The 18977-nt window shown below is 67.2% G+C and carries 16 protein-coding genes and 1 riboswitch; of the genes, 5 read left to right on the top strand and 11 right to left on the bottom strand.

Going from position 1 to position 18977, the window contains the following annotated elements; genetic code table 11:
- Window positions 1-44: 44 nt before the first annotated feature.
- Both INR38_RS24905 and INR38_RS24910 read left to right on the top strand, forming a co-directional pair.
- Entirely contained in the window at window positions 45-1451 is a 1407-nt protein-coding gene (locus INR38_RS24905) for an AraC family transcriptional regulator (protein WP_232533434.1), read from the top strand.
- A gap of 69 nt (window positions 1452-1520) precedes the next feature.
- The gene (locus INR38_RS24910) at window positions 1521-3314 is read left to right on the top strand and encodes a methyl-accepting chemotaxis protein (protein WP_207443911.1); all 1794 of its coding nucleotides are present in this window, start codon (window positions 1521-1523) and stop codon (window positions 3312-3314) included.
- 7 nt (window positions 3315-3321) lie between these two features.
- Here INR38_RS24910 and INR38_RS24915 read toward each other — a convergent pair whose 3' ends face one another.
- The 10 genes from INR38_RS24915 to INR38_RS24960 form a co-directional block, all read right to left on the bottom strand.
- Window positions 3322-4119: an SDR family oxidoreductase gene (locus tag INR38_RS24915; RefSeq protein WP_207443913.1), complete on the bottom strand. Its 798-nt coding sequence runs from the start codon at window positions 4117-4119 to the stop codon at window positions 3322-3324.
- Between the two features lies 1 nt (window position 4120).
- Window positions 4121-5131, bottom strand: a complete 1011-nt coding sequence (locus INR38_RS24920; RefSeq protein WP_207443914.1) for an ABC transporter substrate-binding protein — start codon at window positions 5129-5131, stop codon at window positions 4121-4123.
- 38 nt (window positions 5132-5169) lie between these two features.
- Window positions 5170-5931, bottom strand: a complete 762-nt coding sequence (locus tag INR38_RS24925; protein WP_016450562.1) for an ABC transporter permease — start codon at window positions 5929-5931, stop codon at window positions 5170-5172.
- Window positions 5928-6704 carry an ABC transporter ATP-binding protein gene (locus tag INR38_RS24930; RefSeq protein WP_207443936.1) on the bottom strand — a complete coding sequence of 259 codons (777 nt, stop codon included), beginning with the start codon at window positions 6702-6704 and terminating at the stop codon, window positions 5928-5930. The genes INR38_RS24925 and INR38_RS24930 overlap by 4 nt, the downstream gene beginning before the upstream one ends.
- 44 nt (window positions 6705-6748) lie before the next feature.
- Window positions 6749-8236 (bottom strand): acyl-CoA reductase, encoded by a 1488-nt coding sequence (locus INR38_RS24935; protein ID WP_207443916.1) that lies wholly within the window; start codon window positions 8234-8236, stop codon window positions 6749-6751.
- The gene (locus INR38_RS24940) at window positions 8233-9351 is read right to left on the bottom strand and encodes a long-chain fatty acid--CoA ligase (RefSeq protein WP_207443918.1); all 1119 of its coding nucleotides are present in this window, start codon (window positions 9349-9351) and stop codon (window positions 8233-8235) included. Before INR38_RS24940 ends, INR38_RS24935 begins: the two co-directional genes overlap by 4 nt.
- A 67-nt stretch (window positions 9352-9418) precedes the next feature.
- Window positions 9419-9510: riboswitch (TPP riboswitch) on the bottom strand.
- Window positions 9511-9538: 28 nt separating this feature from the next.
- Window positions 9539-11287: a hypothetical protein gene (locus INR38_RS24945; protein WP_207443920.1), complete on the bottom strand. Its 1749-nt coding sequence runs from the start codon at window positions 11285-11287 to the stop codon at window positions 9539-9541.
- Between the two features lie 100 nt (window positions 11288-11387).
- Entirely contained in the window at window positions 11388-12437 is a 1050-nt protein-coding gene (locus tag INR38_RS24950) for a DUF418 domain-containing protein (RefSeq protein ID WP_207443922.1), read from the bottom strand.
- Complete coding sequence (locus tag INR38_RS24955; protein WP_242699184.1) at window positions 12434-13060, bottom strand: TetR/AcrR family transcriptional regulator; 627 nt, start codon at window positions 13058-13060, stop codon at window positions 12434-12436. The genes INR38_RS24950 and INR38_RS24955 overlap by 4 nt, the downstream gene beginning before the upstream one ends.
- Window positions 13061-13111: 51 nt before the next feature.
- On the bottom strand, window positions 13112-14941 hold the full coding sequence (locus INR38_RS24960; RefSeq protein WP_207443926.1) for a CocE/NonD family hydrolase: 1830 nt from the start codon (window positions 14939-14941) through the stop codon (window positions 13112-13114).
- A 358-nt stretch (window positions 14942-15299) separates the two neighbouring features.
- Between INR38_RS24960 and INR38_RS24965 the strand changes: the two genes are divergently transcribed.
- The gene (locus INR38_RS24965; RefSeq protein WP_012206334.1) at window positions 15300-15587 is read left to right on the top strand and encodes a zf-TFIIB domain-containing protein; all 288 of its coding nucleotides are present in this window, start codon (window positions 15300-15302) and stop codon (window positions 15585-15587) included.
- Between the two features lie 81 nt (window positions 15588-15668).
- Window positions 15669-16169 carry a MarR family transcriptional regulator gene (locus INR38_RS24970; protein WP_099733267.1) on the top strand — a complete coding sequence of 167 codons (501 nt, stop codon included), beginning with the start codon at window positions 15669-15671 and terminating at the stop codon, window positions 16167-16169.
- Between the two features lie 6 nt (window positions 16170-16175).
- On the opposite strand, the gene INR38_RS24975 is transcribed toward INR38_RS24970, so the two are convergent.
- Complete coding sequence (locus INR38_RS24975) at window positions 16176-17063, bottom strand: amidohydrolase family protein (RefSeq protein ID WP_207443928.1); 888 nt, start codon at window positions 17061-17063, stop codon at window positions 16176-16178.
- 195 nt (window positions 17064-17258) lie between these two features.
- On the opposite strand from INR38_RS24975, the gene INR38_RS24980 reads away from it, so the two are divergent.
- Entirely contained in the window at window positions 17259-18968 is a 1710-nt protein-coding gene (locus tag INR38_RS24980) for a tannase/feruloyl esterase family alpha/beta hydrolase (protein ID WP_207443930.1), read from the top strand.
- The last annotated feature ends 9 nt before the right edge of the window (window positions 18969-18977 follow it).

Here is an 18977-nt window from a genome sequence, read left to right on the forward strand (position 1 = left end):
AGCCATTGATTTTTTCATATAAGAATTCTTACTCATTCAATCTTTTGACGCACCACATCCACGGCCACCAAGATGAGAGCGCATCCAGATTATGGAGAATAATATCCGCCCATCACCAGCAAGCCGATACTGGATATAACAAAATCAGCCGGGCCGAGGAATTGCTACAGGCCTGCAAATGGCCAGAGCCTTCCATATATCCCCTGCTGGTGCTCAGATATGTGCAGGAAGCACAGGCCATTTTCGAGCTGCACCGCATGCCCGACCGCGTGGTCTCATGCCGTATTGCAGCGGCCTTCATCCATTGCCAGCTGGGTGAAGAGCGCAATGCGATTGCACTGGCCACTGCGGCAATGGCCAATCCCGCGCTGCTGCAGCCGGAATCCATGGCCTGCGCCACCTATGTGAGGGCGCTGGCGCACAGCCGGCTGGGCGAGCTCGATACCGCCTTGCAATTGATCGAAGGCAAGGACCATGATTTCGCATTGATGGCGCCGGGCATCACGCCCTGGCTGTCCGCCCTGATCAATTGGGCCAGGGCGCAGATTCTGTGGAAGATCTATCTCTACAAGAATCACCAGAATCTGTGGTGCGGTCCGCCCCCGGATTCAGGCCTGGTCCAGCTCGGCGCCGCGGCACCCGACAGCGCCGACCTGCAGGCGCTGCTGGAGCGGGTCGGCCGCCAGCTGCCAACGGGCCTGGCCTGGCCCTACAGCGATTTGCTGCAGCTCTCGGTCAAAGGGCTGGATGCGGGTCGCCGCGAAGCCGCCTGCGTGATCCGTGCCATTGAACGCATCGGCGTCCGCCACCAGATCAAGAACCCGCCGATTGCCGGCTGGGCCTGGCTGAGCAGCGCACTGGTGCACTGCAGCAAGCGCCAATATGCCCAGGCCCTGCAGGCGGTGATGCTGGCAAAGTCCACGGCCCAGACCTACCAGCTCGAAGGCCTGTGTCGCAATGCCCTGGTCTACGAGTACCACATACAGGAAACGCAGGGCGATTTTGCAGGCGCCCTGTCCACGCTGAAGGCGCTGAACATCATGCGACTCAAGAGCATGGCCATCAGCCCCTATCTGGAGAAATCCAGATTCACGGCCATGGACGAGGCACGGCTGCACGATCTGGAACCCGCCTATGTCAAGCGCGCCCTCCAATACATACAAGAAAACCTGGACAAGAAACTACCGATCCAGACCATTGCCGACCATTGCCGGGTCAGCCGGCGGACATTGGAGGTTTCCTTTCGCAACAGCCGGTCGTGCAGTATCGGTGAATATATAAGGCAAAGCCGTATCCATCTTGCGGCCGAATCGCTGCTGACCACCGACCAGAGCATAGGACAGATTTCCTCGCAGCTTGGTTATTCCTCGCTCTCATCATTTTCCAGAGATTTCTCCGGACATTATGGAATACCGCCGTCTGTCTGGGTACGCCATCATCGATTGGCGTGATCCGGATTTTTATACGATGCGGCCCGATTGCGTGGCACGCAGCCATATTGAATACTGAAAGGAATACGCATGAAATACCTGAAAAACATGAAGACGGGCTCCATGTTGGGTCTGGGATTTTCGATTCTGATTGCCATCGCGCTGTCGATTGCGCTGTATGGCCGCGCCCAGCTGGTACAGGCCTCCGATGATGTGGCCTACCTGGCCGACAAGCGGATCACCAGCCTGCTCAGGCTGGTGGAGATCAAGGGCTCGGTGGAGTTCATCTTTCGCGGCGTGCGCAGCATGGCGCTGATGGAGGACGCCGGGGAAAAGAAGCTGGCCAAGGCCGCACTGGATGCACAGCGCCAGAAGATCAGCCAGCTGATGGAGAAATTCCGCGAAGGCCTGAGCACACCGCAGGGCGTTGCGCTGTACGACAACATGAAGAACGCGCGCATTGCCTATCTGCCGCTGCTCGACCAGTTCATGGAGGCGGCCACGCGCCACGACCTGCAAGCCGTCTCGGCCATGCTCGGCGAAAGCGGGGAGTTCCGCAAACGCCAGGACGCGTTCTTCAACTCCATCAATGACATCCTGGCCCACCAGCAGGTGCGTGCCACGGAAACGGCGCAGGCCTCCGAGGACAAATCCCTGGCTGCCGGGCGGCTGATGCTGTCCCTGGCGCTGGCCGCACTGGCCATAGGCGCGCTGGTGGGCTGGGCCATCACGCGGCGCATCACGGGCCTGCTGGGCGGGGAGCCCGCCTACGCGGCGCAGATCACGCAGGAAGTCGCCAGGGGCAACCTGGCGGTGGCCGTGGCGCTGCGGCCCGGTGACACCACCAGCCTGCTGGCTGCGCTGAACTCCATGCGCGCGAGCCTGGCAGACATCGTCAGCCAGGTGCGCCACAGCAGCGAATCGATTGCCACGGGCGCCAGCCAGATCGCCTCGGGCAACGCCGACCTGAGCGCTCGCACGGAGGAGCAGGCCGCCAACCTGGAGGAGACGGCCGCCTCCATGGAGCAGATGACCGCCACCATCCAGCAAAACGTGGACACGGTGCGCAGCGCCTCGGGCCTGGCCCAGTCGGCCAGCGCCACGGCCGTGCACGGCGGCGAGGTGGTGCATGGCGTGGTCAGCACCATGGAGGACATCACGCACAGCTCGCGCAAGATCGAGGAAATCATCGGCGTGATCGACGCCATTGCGTTCCAGACCAACATCCTCGCGCTCAACGCCGCCGTGGAGGCCGCGCGTGCCGGGGAACAGGGCAAGGGCTTTGCGGTGGTCGCCTCGGAGGTGCGTTCCCTGGCCCAGCGCTGCGCCAACGCGGCCAAGGAGATCAAGGGCCTGATCAGCGAGAGCGTGGGCAAGGTCGCTGCCGGCTCCCGCCAGGTGGCCGAGGCCGGCAACACCATGAACGACATCGTCACCCAGACGCACCGCGTGGCCGAACTGATCTCCGACATTGGCGCCGCCACGCAGGAGCAGTCCCAGGGCGTGACCCAGGTCAGCGACGCCGTGCAGCAGCTCGACCAGGTGACGCAGCAAAACGCCTCCCTGGTGGAAGAGTCCGCCGCCGCTGCCGACAGCCTGAACAAGCAGGCGGCGCAGTTGGTGCAGCTGGTCAGCGTGTTCCGCCTGGATGAAAGGGAGGCCCGGGCACAGGCCGTGTCCGCGCCGGTGGCAGCGGTCGGGCTGGCGCGCGCACAGACCGCCAGGCCGTCTCCTGCGCTGGCCCCTGCCGTGCCCCGCCCCGCCAAGCCCTTGCGCGCGGCAGCGGCTGCGGCCTCCAGCGCGCCTGTGGCGCTGCCCGCCAGGACCACGGCACCCCGCCGCGCCACGGCGGCCGAGATGGCCGATGAGTGGGAGCAGTTCTAGAACAGGCTCAGCGCATCACCAGGCCGCCATCGACAAAGAGCAGCTGCCCCGTCATGAAGCCGCTCAGTTCCGAGGCCAGGAACAGCACCGGCCCTGCCACGTCTTCGGGGCTTGCCAGGCGGCGCAGCGGCGTGGCGGCCATCAGCGATTCGCGGAAGGACTCGCGCGTGTCCTGCGTGCCCTGCGTGGGGTAGACCAGGCCCGGCGCCACGCAGTTGACGCGTATGCCCACGGGCCCCAGCTCGCTGGCCAGGTTGCGGCTGAAGGCCACCAGCGAGGCCTTGGCCGTGGTGTAGTCGTGGTAGGGCACGACGGGGTGCTCCACCAGGTTGCTGGCAATGTTGACGATGCTGCCCCGCGCGCGCTGGCGCATCTGCGGCAGCACGGCGCGGCAGACGTTGAAGGCCGCGCCCACGGCACCGTCGTACTGGGCCTGGTAGTCGCTCCATTGCAGGTCGTCGAAGAGGCGGCGGCGCTCGGGGTCGAAGGCGTAGGGTTTGAAGGCGTTGTTGACCACGATGTCGATGGCGCCCGCCTCGCGCGCAATGGCCTCGGTCATGGCCTGGACGGCGGGCTGCGAGCCCACATCGGCCTTGATGGCCCAGGCATCGCCTCCGGCCTGCTTGCCCGCAGCCTGGCAGGCCGCCACGGTCTGCGCGGCGGCAGCATCGTTGGACAGGTGGTTGACCGCCACGAGGGCACCCTCGCGCGCAAAGGCGGTGGCAATGGCCGCGCCTATGCCGCGGCCGGCGCCGGTGACCAGCACCACCTTGCCTTGCAGGCCCAGGGAAGACGGCTGTGCCATCTCAGGCCCCGGGCAGCAGGCTGGTGTCCACCACGTCGGACACCTTGATCTGCCTTTGCACCATGCCCAGCGCGCGGTAGGCGTCGGCGCCCTTTTGCAGGGCGGCCAGGTCGAAGCTGCCCAGTGGCTTGCCGGCCTGCAGCGGCTGCGAAGACGCGTTGCGCAGGCGGATCACGTCCAGGTTGATATCGCGCTGGGTGCCGTCGATGGCGTGCTTGCCGGCCAGCGTGGCAGCCTCATCGGGGTTGGCCATCATCCAGGCGGCGCTGTCGCGGTAGCCCTTGAGGAAGGCGCGCAGCAGATCCTTCTTGTCGCGCAGCGTGTCCTCGCGCACCACGAACATGTCACTGGAGATGTTGAGGTGGTCGCGCACCTGCATCACATCGACCTCGCCAATGCCTTTGCGCAGGCCCACGGCCAGGCCGGTGTCGGTGGCGGCCGTGGCATCGACCTGGCCCTGCATCAGCGGCGCGAAGTTGAGCAGGCCGGTGACGACGATGGTCACGTCCGACTCCTTGAGGCCGGCCTGGTGCAGCATCACCAGCAGGTTCTGGCGCGTGCCGCTGGACAGGCTGTAGACGCCGATCCTCTTGCCCTTGAGGTCCGCCGGCTTGCGGATGCCGGCCGACTTGAGCGAGACCACGTTGAACACGTTCTGCGGGTAGATGTCGTAGATGGCGACCAGCTTTTCGCCCTTGTCCAGGGCCATGAAGAAGGAGCCGGGATCGGTGAAGGCCACATCGGCCTGGCCGCTGAGCATGTTGCGGATGGCGTCGCCGCCACCCGCGCCGGGCAGGTAGGCCAGCTCCACGCCCTGGGCCTTGAAGAAGCCCTTGTCGGGCTCGGCCAGGATGTTGGTGATCTCGCTGATGGGCTTGCTCCATCCGGCCAGGCGGATCTTGCCTTGCACAGGAGCGGCCAGGCAATTGCCGGCCAGCGCCAGGCCGGCAAAACCGGCAGAGGCGCCCAGCAGGCTGCGGCGGGTGAGGAAGGGGGATTGCGGTGTGTGCATGGCGCTTGGAAAAAAGGTTTCGGAAGTGTTCAGGGTGGTCAGGCGGCCCGCGAGCGCAGCAGCCGGCGCTCCAGCACCAGGCAGGCCTGGTACAGCAGCAGGCCCATGGCGGCGATCAGCACCAGGGCCGCAAACATGAGGGTGGTGTCCATCATTCCCTGGGCGGCAATGACCACGGCGCCCAGGCCGCGGCTGGCGCCCATGAATTCGGCCACCACGGCGCCGACCAGGGCCAGCACCACGGCCACGCGCAGGCCCGCAAGAATGGCGGGCAGGCCCGTGGGCAGCTTCAGGCGCAGCAGCGTCTGCAGCCGCGTGGCGCCCAGCATGCGAAACAGCTGCAGCCGCTGGGCATCGACCTGGCGCAGGCCGGTCAGGGTATTTTCCATCAGCGGGAAAAAACAGATCAGCGCCGTGATCAGCACCGTGGGCAGCATGCCGAAGCCGAACCACAGCACGAACAGCGGCGCCAGCGCCAGCTTGGGCACGACCTGGCTGACCACCACATAGGGCTTGAGCACACGCTCGAGCAGCTCGGATTCAGCCAGGGCCATGCCCGCCAGCAGGCCGATCGCGCTGCCGGCCGCCAGCCCCAGCAGCAGGGCCTGGAGCGTCGCCCAGATGTGCGGCCAGAAATAGCCCGTGGCCAGCCCCGTCCACAGCGATGCCGCAATGGCCGAGGGCGCCGGCAGCACCAGGGCGGACAGGCCCCATTGCCGCACCAGCAGCTCCCACAGGCCCAGCAGGACCAGCGCCAGCGCGGCGGCCAGCAGGCGGGCATGGAACAAGGACACCGTCATGCCGCCGTCCTGTCCATGGCTGCGCGCACGCGGGCGCAGTGCTCGTTGAACGCCGGCCCGTGGCGCATGGCCTGGGTGCGCGGCGCGGGCAGATCGACCGCCATATCGGCCACGATGCGCCCGCCGTGCATGAGGGCGATGCGGTCGCCCAGGTAGACGGCCTCGTTGATGTCGTGGGTGACGAAGAGCACCGTGGTGCCGCGCTCGCGGCAGGTGCGCAGCAGGTCGTCCTGCAGCTCGGCGCGCGTGATGGCGTCCAGCGCGGCAAAGGGCTCGTCCAGCAGCAGCAGGGGCGGGTCCAGCACCAGCGCCCGTGCCAGCGCCACGCGGCTTTGCTGCCCGCCCGAGAGATGGCGCGGATGGCGCTGCGCGTGGCTGGCCAGGCCCAGCTGCTCCAGCAGCGCCAGGGCGCGCTGCTCGTCCTGCGGCGCGGGGCGCCTTTGCAGCGACACGGGCAGCAGCACATTGCCCAGCGCCGTATGCCACTCCAGCAGCGTGGGCGCCTGGAACATGAAGCCCAGTTGCGGGCCGGGCTCGGCCAGCTCGGCGCCACGCAGCAGGATTCGGCCCGACTGCGGCCTGAGCAGCCCCGCCGCCAGCTTGAGCAAGGTGGTCTTGCCGCAGCCGCTGCGGCCCAGCAGGCAGTGGACCTCACCGGCCTGCACGCGCCAGTCCACGCCGTCCACCACCGGCGGGCGGCCCGGGTAGGTGAACACCACCTGTTCGATATCGAGGAACGCCATGCCGTCAGTCCCGTCTGTGATGACCGTCATGCCCGTCATGCCCGTCGTGCCCGTCGTGCCGGTGTGCATGGATGTCAATCCGCATACGGGGCGAACGGCTGCGCCGCCGCCTCGGCAGATTGCTCGATCTCGGTCATGCGCACCAGGTCCAGCAGGTTGAAGCGGCCGTCATGGTGCCAGCCGGCCTCGGGCATGCTCATGGAGCCGATGGCGCTGATGCGCGTGACGCCGGCCGCGCCCAGCAGGCCGGCCAGGCGGTACAGCTGCTCGGGCGAGGCGGCAATGCCGGCCGTCTGCAAGTATTCGCGCTGCGCGGCCACCACGGGCACGGCGTCATCCAGGCGGTCCACGCCCACCACGGCAATCGTGCGGTACAGGGCCGTGGGCGCCAGCGGCTGCAGGCTGTCGCTGTACGCCACGCTCCAGGGCGCGTCAACGGGGCCCAGCAGCTGCTGCGCGTCGCCCGACCATTCCACGGACTGCTGCCAGCGGGCCACGGCGGCGCCCTCCTCCAGCTCCAACGGCCGGCGTGCAAAGCGCCGCTGCAGGTTGGCCAGTTCGGCCGCCAGATAGTCGGCAAAGGCACGCGCAGAGACGGGGGCGCCGCGCTCCACGTAGAAGACATGGGGCGAGTAGCAGCCCTGCTGGTCGTAGCGCATCACGTCCCAGGCCGCCAGCCGCGCCACGGCGGGCGCCTTGAGCGTGTCCAGCGCGGCAGCGCCCACCATGCCAAAGCCCAGCTTGTGGCCGTGCAGCAGAAAGCGCGTGGTCACGGGCAGGCGCTGGCGCAGTGCCTGCAGCGTCTGGTTGCCGCCGTAGGCGAGCACGGTGTCGGCCTCGGCGTGGAGCGCGGCGGCTCCACCGCCATCCACGCCATCGGCGCCATCCGCCCCATCCACACCCCCCGCACCGCTCCACCACACCACGGCCAGACAATCGGCCAGCAGCGGATGCACCTCGGCCAGCAGCCGTGCGAACCAGCCCGCGAACAGCGGCTCGGCGCTGGCCAGCTTGCCAATGGCGGGCGCCTTGACCAGCAGGCCGCAGACCAGGCTCCACAGGGACAGCGCAGGCACGTTGCCGGCCCAGCTGTGCATCAGCAGGTCAGGGCCGAAGGCACGCACCGCGCCGCCCTTGGGCGCGGGCTGGAAGCCGTCGAGCACGGCCGGGTTGGCAAAGTCCTCGGCCACGAAGCGCCGCAGCTGGGCGGCGCGAAAGGTCTTGAAGAAGCCCGTCAACCCCAGGCGCACCATGTCGGCGTCATAGCCGCTGACCACGGGCAGCCAGGCCTCGGCCTGGCGCCGATAGGGATCGCTGCGGTCCAGCAGGCGGGCGATGGCGCGGTCGATGGCGTCGATGATCTCGGCCACGGGCATGGCCCTCAGGTGGCGGTCGGCGGCACGGCGCACATGGGCTGCCAGCGCATGCATCTGCGGGCCGGTCAGCAGGGGCACGGAGACTTCCAGCCGCACGCCGCCGCGTTCGAAGGGCAGCACATGCCACTGCACCTCGTCCTCGCGCAAACCAGGCAGGTAGCCGGCCGTGATCCGCTCGATGTTCATGCAGCAGCGGCCTTCACGAATTCATCGACCGCCAGCGAGCAGCCCTTGGCCGCTGCGCCCTCGGCACGCCCCAGCAACAGGAAACCGCTGTTCTCGCCATGGCCGGCCCACAGGCCCACGTCCTCGGTGAGGATGGTGGTGACCGCGTTGTAGTTGGCCAGGTCGCAGTGCACGAGAATGCCGCGCTCGCCGGGAGCCACGCTGCGGCCGGTGACGGGTTCGACCAGGCGCGAGCGTATCCAGTGCGGCCCCGACTTGACCGAGGGCAGCGTGGCATTGCCGTCGTCATAGAACTGCGTGCTCAACTCGGTCATGCCGTACATGTTGATGCAGTGGCTGCGCGGCACGCCCAGCAGCCGGGACAGGTCGGCGTAGAAATCCTCCAGCGGCAGCTCGCGCGACTGGCCCTTGTAGCCGCCCGTGTCCAGGATGCGGCTGCCTGGCGGCAGGCAAAAGCTGCGGCCCTGCTCGCGCAGCGCATCCATCACATGCACCAGGCTGAAGCTGGCGCCCAGCAGCGCATAGGGGCGGCCGCTGCGCTCGGACTCCTCCAGCACGGCGCACAGGCCGGGCATGTCCAGTCCTTCGGGGGTGAGGAAGTAGCGGCTGTCGGGAGTGCCGAATTCCGTCTTGGCCAGCGCCAGGTAGTGGGCCAGCGAAGAGTTGGGCATGGCCTGCTCGTCGGGGAAGAGGATGCCCATGGGCAGGCGCTCGTGCCCGGCCATGAAGCGCTGCGCGAAGTTGCGCGTCATCGACGCATCGTAGACATCGAGCGCGGGATGGAAGTGGCGTCCGCGCGCGGACAGTCCCTTGGCCTGGCCCGTGGTGCCGCTGGTCATGAACACGCGCTCCGCGGGCGAGGCCGGCTCGCTGCGCAGCTCCATGGCCTTGAACGCGTCAATGGGCACGGCGGGAATGTCGCTCCAGGTCTTCACATTGCGCAGCGTGGCGCCGCGCCGCTGGCAGAAGCTGCGAAACGGCGCATTCGATTCGTATTGGTAGGCGAACAGCCGCAGGGCCAGTGCGTCGAACTGCTCGTCGGTGCAGCCGTCCATGGCGATGAATGCAAGCAGGTCTGCGACCAAAGAAGCCGCCTGGGGCCGGGCCTTGTCCATGGAATTCCTTCGAGAGCTGGGACGTGATGCTCCGAAGGCTCCCCCGCCCGTGGCGCATGGGCGGCCACGCAGGGGTGCAAGCTCTTCTTCCGCCGGAATGACCCGGTTCAAGTTCTCGGGTGTGGATCTCAGCACTGGCGTGCACCCCGGAGCGGAGGGCTATCTTACAGCAGGGTCACCAACCCCGTCAGGCCAGCAGGCGAACCCCAAAACCCAGCAAGGTCGCGACATACAGCAGCATCAAGGCCTTGCCCAGCACACCACTGTTGGACCAGAAGTGGCGTGCCACGGCGAAGTCCCAGGCGCCATCGCGCACCTGCAGCTGCGGCAACCGCGCCAGGATCTCGCGCCTGAACGCGGCCTCGTCGAACAGGGGACTGCCATTGAGTCGCAGGGGAATGGCGCGAAGGCCCATCCACAAATGCTGGCGCGTGCAGGTGACGCGACTGGCATCGAATTTTCGGGTCCTGCGTGCCATGCGTACCGCGATCCGATGCCCGTCCGTGGCTATGCGCATGGTCTCCAGCTGCTTGAGCTTGCGCCAAAGCCATGCATACAGACACAGCGGCAACACAGCCAAAAGCACCAGCAGGACACCGAGCATGCCCGTTGGATCGCACGATTTGTCCGGACCGCAGTCGCGCTGGTGCAAAAGCGGCAAGAACCAGTAGACCATCCCTCCTGCAACCAGGCAATGCAGAACGCCAACCATGGCAAGCGCACGCCTGCGCTTCACGGTGCTGCCCGCAAGCGCCGTGACCGAAGTGACCAGCGGCTTTCCTTCCGAGGTTTGAGAAGCCTGCGCGGCGTGCTGGGACGGTGAGGAAACCACGACCGCGCTGGAGGCTTCGGTGTCGCCCACTTCCTGCCAGCGCTTGCCGCCCAATTGGCGCAATTCCCCCGCCTTCCAGGCAAGCCACAGTCCCAGAGCCATCAATACCCCGATGCTGCCCAGCAGGAACGAAGGCAACCGCCTGCCCCATTCATAGGACGAGCGGGCAGACGCCAGTTCGCCGCGGAATGCAGCATCCCCGAAAGGCTCCAGCACGCGGCCGTCCAGATCCACGCGATGGACGGTGAATTGGGTCATGTCCGGCAGCAACAACTCCTGACCCACCATGGCGATGGCGTTCGGGTCCTGGTCGGGCGAAAGCGGCATCACCCGGTCAGGCCTCAACTGGGAATCCATCAACAGCAGATCTGCTCCCCGCATGCTCGAGTCTGCCACCAGCACCCATAGACGCTGCTGGCCATCCAGCTGCATGGCGAACGGGAAGCGGCGCCCGGAACGCAGGCCCGCATATTCCACGGGAAATACGGCAGGCGCGGCCTGGGTGCTCTGTGCCGTATCGATTTGCGCAATCTGATGGCGGTTGGTATTGGCCACCCACATGCGCTCGCCTACCTGCAGCGTCTGATTCGGAAAGCGCAGGCCTTCGCTGTAGGTCTTGAGCAGCACATAGGCTTGCGCTGCACTGGAAGCGGCGTCGCGCTGGTAAACGAGAACGCGGTGATTGGATGCGTCGGAGACCACAATCTGCGCTTCATCGGCCGTTACCCGCATCCAGCGATAGCCACCGCGTGTGGACAAATCGGGCAGATCCAGCGCCACGCAGCGCTGCATTGCCAGATCGCAGCGATGCACACGTCCCTGGTCATGCGCCCAAAGCGTCTTCTCGCCAATGAACTGAAGGCTGCTGACCGATGGGGTCAAACCCAATTGCGCCAACTCCAGACGCTGCAGGCGTGTGCCCTGCCGATCAAACTGATGCAAAGCGCCATGGCTTTGAATCCACACTGTATTGCCTTGGATTGAGGGAAGCCTGGGGCCCAATGGGTCGGGCAACAGCCAACCCCGAAAGACAAAGGCCAGGATCAACAGGCATTGCAGCCCGATCACAGCCCTGAGCCATTTCTTGTAGACCGCCTCAGCCATTGAATCTCCCCCATTTTTGAATGGGGGCAAGTGTAGACAAACAAGGCATTGCGGCCATCAAAACGATGGCTTCATTCGAGCGCAATTTCCAGACTGTGGATCAATCCAGTGCCGTCAGCCGTCGCATCACCCACTCCACAGGCCCCTGCGCCACCTTCCTGCTCCAGGCCCAGGCGGCCAGGCTGGCGATGATCACGTACAGCGCGGCGGCCACGGCCACTTCGCGCAGGCTGCGTGATCCGTCCAGCGCGCCCATGGCCTCCAGCAGGCCCATGCCGATGAGGATGTGTGCCAGGTACAGGGTCAGCGTCATGCGCCCGGCCGGCAGCAGGCCGCGCCACGGTCCAGCGGGCCAGCGGTCGGCCAGCCGCAGGCAGGCGCCTATGGCAATGCTGGCGCAGCCCAGGCCCATCAGCAGGTAGGCTGGGCCGGGCGGCATGGGGCCGGTGGCCAGCCAGGCAGCCCATTCACTCTGTGCCGCAAGTGCCGAGACGGCGCAGGCCAAGCCCACCATCGCTACACCAGAAGCTACCAGGCCCCATTGCACGCGCGGCTCGGCCAGCGGCAGGCGTGCCAGCAGCATGCCGCAGAGGAAGAACGCAAACCAGGGCAGCACCGGATGGAAGCCGTTGAACAGCAGGTTGCGCGCAAAGCCGGCCGGCTCCCACAGGTCCTGGTAGGACAGGCTCGCCCAGTCCCAGCCCTGGCTGTAGTCCAGCTGCAGCAAGGCCCAGGCGGAGAGCACGGCCACGGCCGCCATGCCGGCCAGCAGCGCCCGTGCGCCGGCCTGCAGCCAGGCGATGGCCAGCACGAAATACACCGCGTAGTAGTGAATGATGTCGGCCGGAAAGATCAGCAGGTTCATGCCACCGGCCACCAGCAGGAACAACGCGCGGCGCAGCGTCCAGAGGCGCGCCGTGGCCGGCTCCAGCGAGCGCGTGGCCAGCACCAGGCCCAGGCCTGCCAGCACCACGAAGGTGGCCGAGGCCTTGCCCTCCAGAAAATGGAAGAACGACAGCAGCCAGCCCGGCTCCTGCAGCGCGGGATGCATGGCCTGCTTGAAGTTGACGAACACCATGCCTGCCAGCGCCAGGTAGCGCGCCAGGTCCAGCCCTGCCAGGCGGGCGCCCCTGCCGGTGGCGTGCCTCATGTCGCGTCCCCCCGTGCCTCGCTTCCAAGAAGGCAGGCCAGCAAGGCGGGATGCAGCACATCGACCCCTTCATCCGCCCCCGCGTCTTCTTGCGGCGTCACCGCCAGCGCAAAGCGCAGCGCATCGCTTTCCACGGCATCCAGCAGCAGTTGCGCGGCCAGGCGCACGGGCACGGCGGGCCGCAAGAGGCCCTGCTGCGCCCCGCGCTCCATGAAGCCTGCCAGGCCGTCGAGCATGCGCCTGCGGTTGGCCTCGAAGGCCGGCGCCAGCCCGGGCGAACGCGCGATCTCGGACAGGCATTCGGCGCTGAGCACGGCCCATTCCCGCTGGCGGCACAGCGCCTGGTAGGCGGCCAGGAATTGCGCCACCGCAGGCAGCGAAGGGGCTGCGGCCCGCTCCAGCGCCTGCAGCAAGGGCAGCAGCTCGGTCTGCTCCTGCGTGGCGACCTCGGCAATCAAGGCCTGCTTGCTGTCGAAGTGGTTGTACAGGTTGCCCAGGCTCACCGAGGCAGCCTGCGCAATGTCGCGCATGCTGGTGCAGTGAAAGCCGCGCTCCACGAAGCACTGCAGGGCGGCCTCCACGATGACAGCCCGGCGCTCGCTGATGTCTTCTTTCTTTTTCATGCCCCGAATGATGAACGAACGTTCATTCATAGTCAACACCGGGGCATGAAATCACAGCGGTGGCAGGGGGCCCACGCCCGAAGGAACGGCCTCCTCGTTGGGCCTGCAGGGCTGGCGCAGCATGCGCCGGCAGTCCGGCAGCTGCCGCTCATGGGCATAGGCGATGTGGCCCAGCACGATCTTCGACGGCCGGCTGCGGTCCAGCCAGACGGTGTTGGTCGAAGGCGTGGACAGATGGTCGAAGGCCCAGTACCCGGTCTGCGAAGGCGTGTCCAGGGTCACGCGCAGGCTGGAGCCCGCGCGGAACACATGGGCGAATTTCTGGATTTCCACGCGCATCGGCGTGGGCTCGCCGGGGCGCAGCGGGCGCACGGCGGTCTCGGTGAAATCACCCCAGGGCCGCAAGGCGGTGGAGCGCTGGCCGTCCAGCGCGCGCATGGAGGCACGCAGCCAGCCGCGCTGCACGAACATCTCCTGGCCGTCGGGACGCACCTCCGAGACAGTGACCTGCACATCGGTGTCACCGGCCGTGGCGCTGAGCCACAGGTCCAGCGAGGCCTCGCCATAAAAGCTCAGCGCGCGCGGCAGCGGGGCCGTGGTGAAGCGCAGCAGGCCCTGCCCGGCGAGGCTGGCCGTCCATTGGCCCGCGCCGGACTCGGTATCCGCGTCGGGATGGTTGGCCTCGGCGCCCGGCAGCGGGTAGCGGTAGCTGGCCGACTGGCGCTCGGCCTGCGGGGGCACATCGCCCAGCCCGCCGCCCGGCTGCAGCCACAGCGTCATGGGCGTGACGCGCACGGGCAGCCGGTCAAAGCTGGCCACGGCCGAGGGGCGCAGCTGCCCATAGTCGCCCCCACCGTTCATCCACTGCATTTCCTGCGCCAGCAGCACGCGCGGCGTGTGCTCGAAGCCATTGCTCTCGCCCTTGAGAAAGCGCGCATAAAAGCGCTTCATGGTCTCGCGCAGAAAGGGGGCGTTGTCGGTGTGGTGGTCGCCGTTGGAGCTGATCAGCCACATCTTGTCCGGGGCGATGCTGTCCTCGTAGTAGCCCATGCGGGTGCCCACCTGCTCGTCCTGCCAGGACTGGGTGCCCAGCGTGGGGATGTCGATGCGGTGCGTGGAGTTCATGGCGCTCTTGAGCGCGTAGCGGGCGCCGAAGAAGCGGTCCTCGTCCAGCCAGCGCGCCATGTCCAGATCGGGGCGCTGGATCTTGCGGATGTTGTCCTCCACGACCTGGGCGCATCCGGTATCGCCGTCCAGCGCCCTGGCATCGTCGGCGGCCTTGCGCCATATCGCGGGGAACTGCCGCCACCAGTTGGCGGGAAAGCCGATGTTCTGGATGCCGCCCGGATAGGCCACGTCCCGGTAGGGATCGGCCACGTTCTTGCCCGGCGCGATCGCCTTGAGGCTGGGCGGACGCTGGGCCGCCACCCACAGCTGGTCGTAGCCCGAGTACGAATAGCCCACCATGCCCACCTTGCCCGTGGACCACGCCTGGCGCGCCGCCCACTCCACCGCATGCGCCCCGGCCGCGCCCACGGAGGCGTCGGCCCACTGGTTCTCGCCCGTGGAGCAGCCTGTGCCGGGCACGTTCAGGCCCATCACGGCATAGCCTTCCTTGGTCCACTCCTGGGTGGTCTGGTCCGTGACCGAGCCCGATCCGTAGCCGTCGTACTCCATCAGCACGGGAAACGGCCCCGGCCCCTTGGGAAAGACCACCGAATAGCGCATCTTGTTGCCGTCAGGCAGCTGGATGTAGCCCCAGATGCGCGGCCCGGGGTTGGTGCTGCCCGAAGAGCCCCCGCCGCAGGCCGCGAGGCCCAGGGCAAGGGTGGCGATGCCGGCCGCGCCGAGCCACGCGCGGGAATGGCGAAAAGTCATCATGGATGGTCCTCCTGGTTGCTGATGCAGACATGCCCGCAAGGGGGCAGGCCGCAATGTAGGACCGTCCGGGCGCATGGCGCACCCACAGGCTGAAGGGGGGCTGAAGGGGGGATGAGGGGGCGCTGAAGCGCGCCTTAAGACAGGCTGAAGGCAAACGCGGCCAGTCGCCACGGCCTTCGGCCTCGGGCCACGGCGGCATGGATTGGAACGAGATGGTGATGGCGCTTGGAGCGACGGAACTATCCATCGCCCCCGCAGTCGAACGGCCTTCGCTGGAGATCTCAACGCATAACAGCCCGGCCCACACTCCATCGCTGCCGATGGAGCCACTGCCTGAACAGGCAAAGGTGAAACTGTCATGCAATGTCCCGCCTGCCGAGATGCCACGCTCATCATCTCCGAGCGCCAGAACATAGAGATCGATTACTGCCCCCAATGCCGCGGAGTCTGGCTGGACCGCGGAGAGCTGGACAAGCTCATCGAGCGCTCCGCCGCCCAGGCACCCACAGCGCCAGCAGCCTATGAACGCCCGCAGGAACGGCGCGCGGGCCCTGACGGATCCCATGACCGGCGCGAGCACTCCAGCCACGATGGTTACCGCCGCAAGAAGCGCGAAGGCTTTCTCTCCGATCTTTTCGACTTCTAGCACCAGGGCAAGTCCGCTGCGCCGGCATCGGGACATGGCAGCCGCGCCCCACTATGATTCGGCTTTCAGTTCCTTGTCCCCATGCCCCGCGCCCGCACACCCAAGCCCGCTCCTGCCGAAGAGAACACGGCCCCGTCCAGCACTGCAGCGCCGGGGCCGTCCATCGACGCCTCCTTCCTGCACACCCTCGTGGGCTACAACGCCCGGCGTGCCTCGCTGTCCATCATCGAAGTGTTCGTGGAGCGCATGGCCACCCACGATCTCAAGATGGTGGAGTTCTCCGTGCTGTCCCTGGTGTCCCACAACCCCGGCATCACGTCGCGCCAGCTGTGCGCGGCGCTGGATGTGATGCCGCCCAACCTGGTGGGCCTGATCGCAGCGCTGGAGCGCCGCAAGCTGATCGAGCGGCGCACCCACCCCACCGACCGCCGCGCCGTGGGCGTGCACCTGACGCCGGCCGGCGCCGAGCTCACGGCCCGGGCGGAAAGAACGGCGTCGGAATTGGAAATGGATGCCACCTACCGCCTGACCGACGCCGAGCGCAGGACGCTGATCCAGCTGCTGCAGAAGATCTACAACTGAGCGCGCTCAGTCCGCCTTCTCCGCTGCCGGCTGCTCCAGCCCCAGCAGCCGCACCGCGTTGCCCTTGAGGATGCCGGGCATCACCTCGGGCTTGAAGCCGGCTTCCTGGAAATCCTTCATCCAGCGCTCGGGCGTGATCAGCGGATAGTCGCTGCCGAAGAGCACGCGGTCCTTGAGCAGGGTGTTGGCGTACTGCACCAGCTGCCGGGGAAAGTACTTGGGGCTCCAGCCCGACAGATCGATCCAGACATTGGGCTTGTGCAGGGCCACGGACAGGGCCTCCTCCTGCCAGGGAAAGCTGGGGTGGGCCATCACGATCTGCATGTCGGGAAAGTCGATGGCCACATCGTCCAGGTGCATGGGGTTGCTGTAGGCCAGGCGCAGGCCGCCGCCGCAGCGCATGCCGCTGCCAATGCCGCTGTGGCCCGTGTGGAAGATGGCCGGCAGTTGGTACTCGGCCACCACCTCGTAGATCGGCCAGGCCATGCGGTCGTAGGGATGGAAGCCCTGCACCGTGGGGTGGAACTTGAAGCCCCTGACGCCCTCTTCCTCGATCAGCCGCCGCGCCTCGCGCGCACCCATGCGGCCCTTGTGCGGATCGATGCTGGCGAAGGCCACCATCATGTCGCTGTTGGCCCGCGCAGCCTCGGCGATCTCCTCGTTGGGAATGCGGCGCCGGCCCAGCTGCGACTCGCTGTCCACCGTGAACATCACCAGGCCCAGGTTGCGCTCGCGGTAATAGGCCACGGTCTCGGCGATGGTCGGGCGCCTGCCGTTGCCGAAGTACTTGTCGGCGGCGCGGTCGTACTCCTCGCCGTAGTTGTCGAACGGGTTCCAGCAGCTCACCTCGGCATGCGTGTGGATGTCGATGGCAATGAGTTTTTCGTGGTCCATGTCTGTCTCCTGTGCGGCCTGCTGCCTGCCCCGGCATCAAGGGGAAGTCCCAATAAGAAATTCGCAAAGGCCGCTTGAATTGGTTATTAAATATAACCAAAATCGCGGCCATCAGAAAGCGATGCGGATGCGGGCAACGGCTGCCACGCAACGGTTTCGCGCTGAGGCTTCACACCACCTTCCGAGGAGACAGACATGGACAGAAAGATCCACAAGACCCGTTCCCGCGCCTTGCCGGCCACGCTGGCCGCCGCCCTTCCCGCCCTGCTGCTGGCCGCCTGCGGCGGCTCGAGCGACGGCATCGCGCAGCTGGCCGAGGCCCGCCCCGCCACGCTGCTGTCGTGCACGGACCTGGCCGCGAAAATATCCTTCCCCAACACCCGCATCACCGCCGCTGAGACCGTGGCCGCCGGCACGCTGACGGTGGCAGGCAAGCCCATTGCCGAGCACTGCCGCGTGACCGGCCGCATGCACGAGCGCGTCAGCACCGTCGACGGTCAGAACTACGCCGTGGGCTTCGAGATGCGCCTGCCGCGCGACTGGAACGGGCGCTTTTTCTACCAGGCCAACGGCGGCCTGGACGGCAGCGTGAGCACGGCCGTGGGCGCACTGGGCGGCGGGCCGCTGGGCAATGCGCTGCAGATGGGCTTTGCCGTGCTCAGCTCCGATGCGGGGCATGCAGGCAGCCTGGGCCCCTTCTTCGGCCTGGACCCGCAGGCGCGGCTGGACTACGGCTACCAGGCCGTGGGCAAGCTCACGCCCATGGCGCGCAGCGCGCTGCAGACGGCCTATGGCAAGGGCCCGGACCGCTCCTACCTGGGCGGCTGCTCCAACGGCGGGCGCCACGCCATGGTGGCGGCCTCGCGCTATGCAGACCAGTACGACGGCATCATTGCCGGCAACCCCGGCACGCGCCTGCCGCTGGCGGCCATTGCCAACATTGCCGGTGCCCAGGGCTATGCGAAGCTGGCCACCACGACACAGGATCTGGGCACGGGCTTCACCCAGGCCGAGCGCCGCCTGGTCAGCCAGGCCGTGCTGGCCCGGTGCGATGCGCTGGACGGCGCCACCGACGGCATGGTGCAGGCCGGCGCAGCCTGCCAGGCGAGCTTCGACCTGGCGCGCGACGTGCCCACCTGCGGCGGCGCGCGCGACGGCAGCTGCCTCAGCGCCGAACAAAAGAGCACCATTGCCGGCCTGTTCAAGGGCGCCACCACCAGCGGCGGCAGCCGCATCTACAGCAGCTTCCCGTATGACGCGGGCCTGGATACGGCCGGCTGGGCCGGCTGGAAATTCTCCAACTCGCTGAACCTGGACACCGGCGCCGTGGGCCTGGTCTGGCAGGCGCCACCGGAGAGCCCGGCCAGCTTCAACGGCCCGCAGTTCGCGCTGACAGGCAGCGTGGACAGCATGCTGGCCAAGGTCCAGGCCACGACGGCGCTGTACACCGAAAGCGCGCTGTCCTTCATGCTCCCGCCCGACTACGGCAAGCTGCCCGTGCTGCGCAACCGGGGCGCCAAGCTCATGGTCTACCACGGCACGGCCGATCCCATCTTCTCCAGCGACGACACCGTGCAGTGGTACGACACGCTGCGCCGCAACCATGGCGACGCCGCCGACTTCGCCCGCCTGTACCTGGTGCCCGGCATGAACCACTGCAGCGGCGGCCCGGCCACCGAGCAGTTCGACATGCTCAGCTCCCTCGTGGCCTGGGTGGAGAAAGGCCAGGCGCCAGACCGCGTGATCGCCAGTGCGCGCGGCGCAGGCAATGCGGGCGGCGTCAACGCCGACCTGCCCGCCACCTGGTCGCCCACGCGCACCCGGCCGCTGTGCCCCCATCCGCTGGCCGCTCACTACAACGGCAGCGGCGACATGGAAAGCGCTGCCAGCTTCAGCTGCCGCTGACCGTGCACT

It is taken from the genome of Delftia sp. SD018 (assembly GCF_017355445.1).
Taxonomy (GTDB): domain Bacteria; phylum Pseudomonadota; class Gammaproteobacteria; order Burkholderiales; family Burkholderiaceae_C; genus Comamonas; species Comamonas acidovorans.

What these genes read in the sequence shown, in the direction of transcription:
- INR38_RS24925 (WP_016450562.1), bottom strand. Translation starts at nt 5,931, where the DNA reads ATGACGGTGTCCTTGTTCCATGCCCGCCTGCTGGCCGCCGCGCTGGCG.
- INR38_RS24940 (WP_207443918.1), bottom strand. Translation starts at nt 9,351, where the DNA reads ATGGACAAGGCCCGGCCCCAGGCGGCTTCTTTGGTCGCAGACCTGCTT.
- INR38_RS24960 (WP_207443926.1), bottom strand. Translation starts at nt 14,941, where the DNA reads ATGATGACTTTTCGCCATTCCCGCGCGTGGCTCGGCGCGGCCGGCATC.
- INR38_RS24930 (WP_207443936.1), bottom strand. Translation starts at nt 6,704, where the DNA reads ATGACGGTCATCACAGACGGGACTGACGGCATGGCGTTCCTCGATATC.
- INR38_RS24965 (WP_012206334.1), top strand. Translation starts at nt 15,300, where the DNA reads ATGCAATGTCCCGCCTGCCGAGATGCCACGCTCATCATCTCCGAGCGC.
- INR38_RS24920 (WP_207443914.1), bottom strand. Translation starts at nt 5,131, where the DNA reads ATGCACACACCGCAATCCCCCTTCCTCACCCGCCGCAGCCTGCTGGGC.
- INR38_RS24980 (WP_207443930.1), top strand. Translation starts at nt 17,259, where the DNA reads ATGGACAGAAAGATCCACAAGACCCGTTCCCGCGCCTTGCCGGCCACG.
- INR38_RS24945 (WP_207443920.1), bottom strand. Translation starts at nt 11,287, where the DNA reads ATGGCTGAGGCGGTCTACAAGAAATGGCTCAGGGCTGTGATCGGGCTG.
- INR38_RS24915 (WP_207443913.1), bottom strand. Translation starts at nt 4,119, where the DNA reads ATGGCACAGCCGTCTTCCCTGGGCCTGCAAGGCAAGGTGGTGCTGGTC.
- INR38_RS24935 (WP_207443916.1), bottom strand. Translation starts at nt 8,236, where the DNA reads ATGAACATCGAGCGGATCACGGCCGGCTACCTGCCTGGTTTGCGCGAG.
- INR38_RS24950 (WP_207443922.1), bottom strand. Translation starts at nt 12,437, where the DNA reads ATGAGGCACGCCACCGGCAGGGGCGCCCGCCTGGCAGGGCTGGACCTG.
- INR38_RS24910 (WP_207443911.1), top strand. Translation starts at nt 1,521, where the DNA reads ATGAAATACCTGAAAAACATGAAGACGGGCTCCATGTTGGGTCTGGGA.
- INR38_RS24955 (WP_242699184.1), bottom strand. Translation starts at nt 13,060, where the DNA reads ATGAAAAAGAAAGAAGACATCAGCGAGCGCCGGGCTGTCATCGTGGAG.
- INR38_RS24970 (WP_099733267.1), top strand. Translation starts at nt 15,669, where the DNA reads ATGCCCCGCGCCCGCACACCCAAGCCCGCTCCTGCCGAAGAGAACACG.
- INR38_RS24975 (WP_207443928.1), bottom strand. Translation starts at nt 17,063, where the DNA reads ATGGACCACGAAAAACTCATTGCCATCGACATCCACACGCATGCCGAG.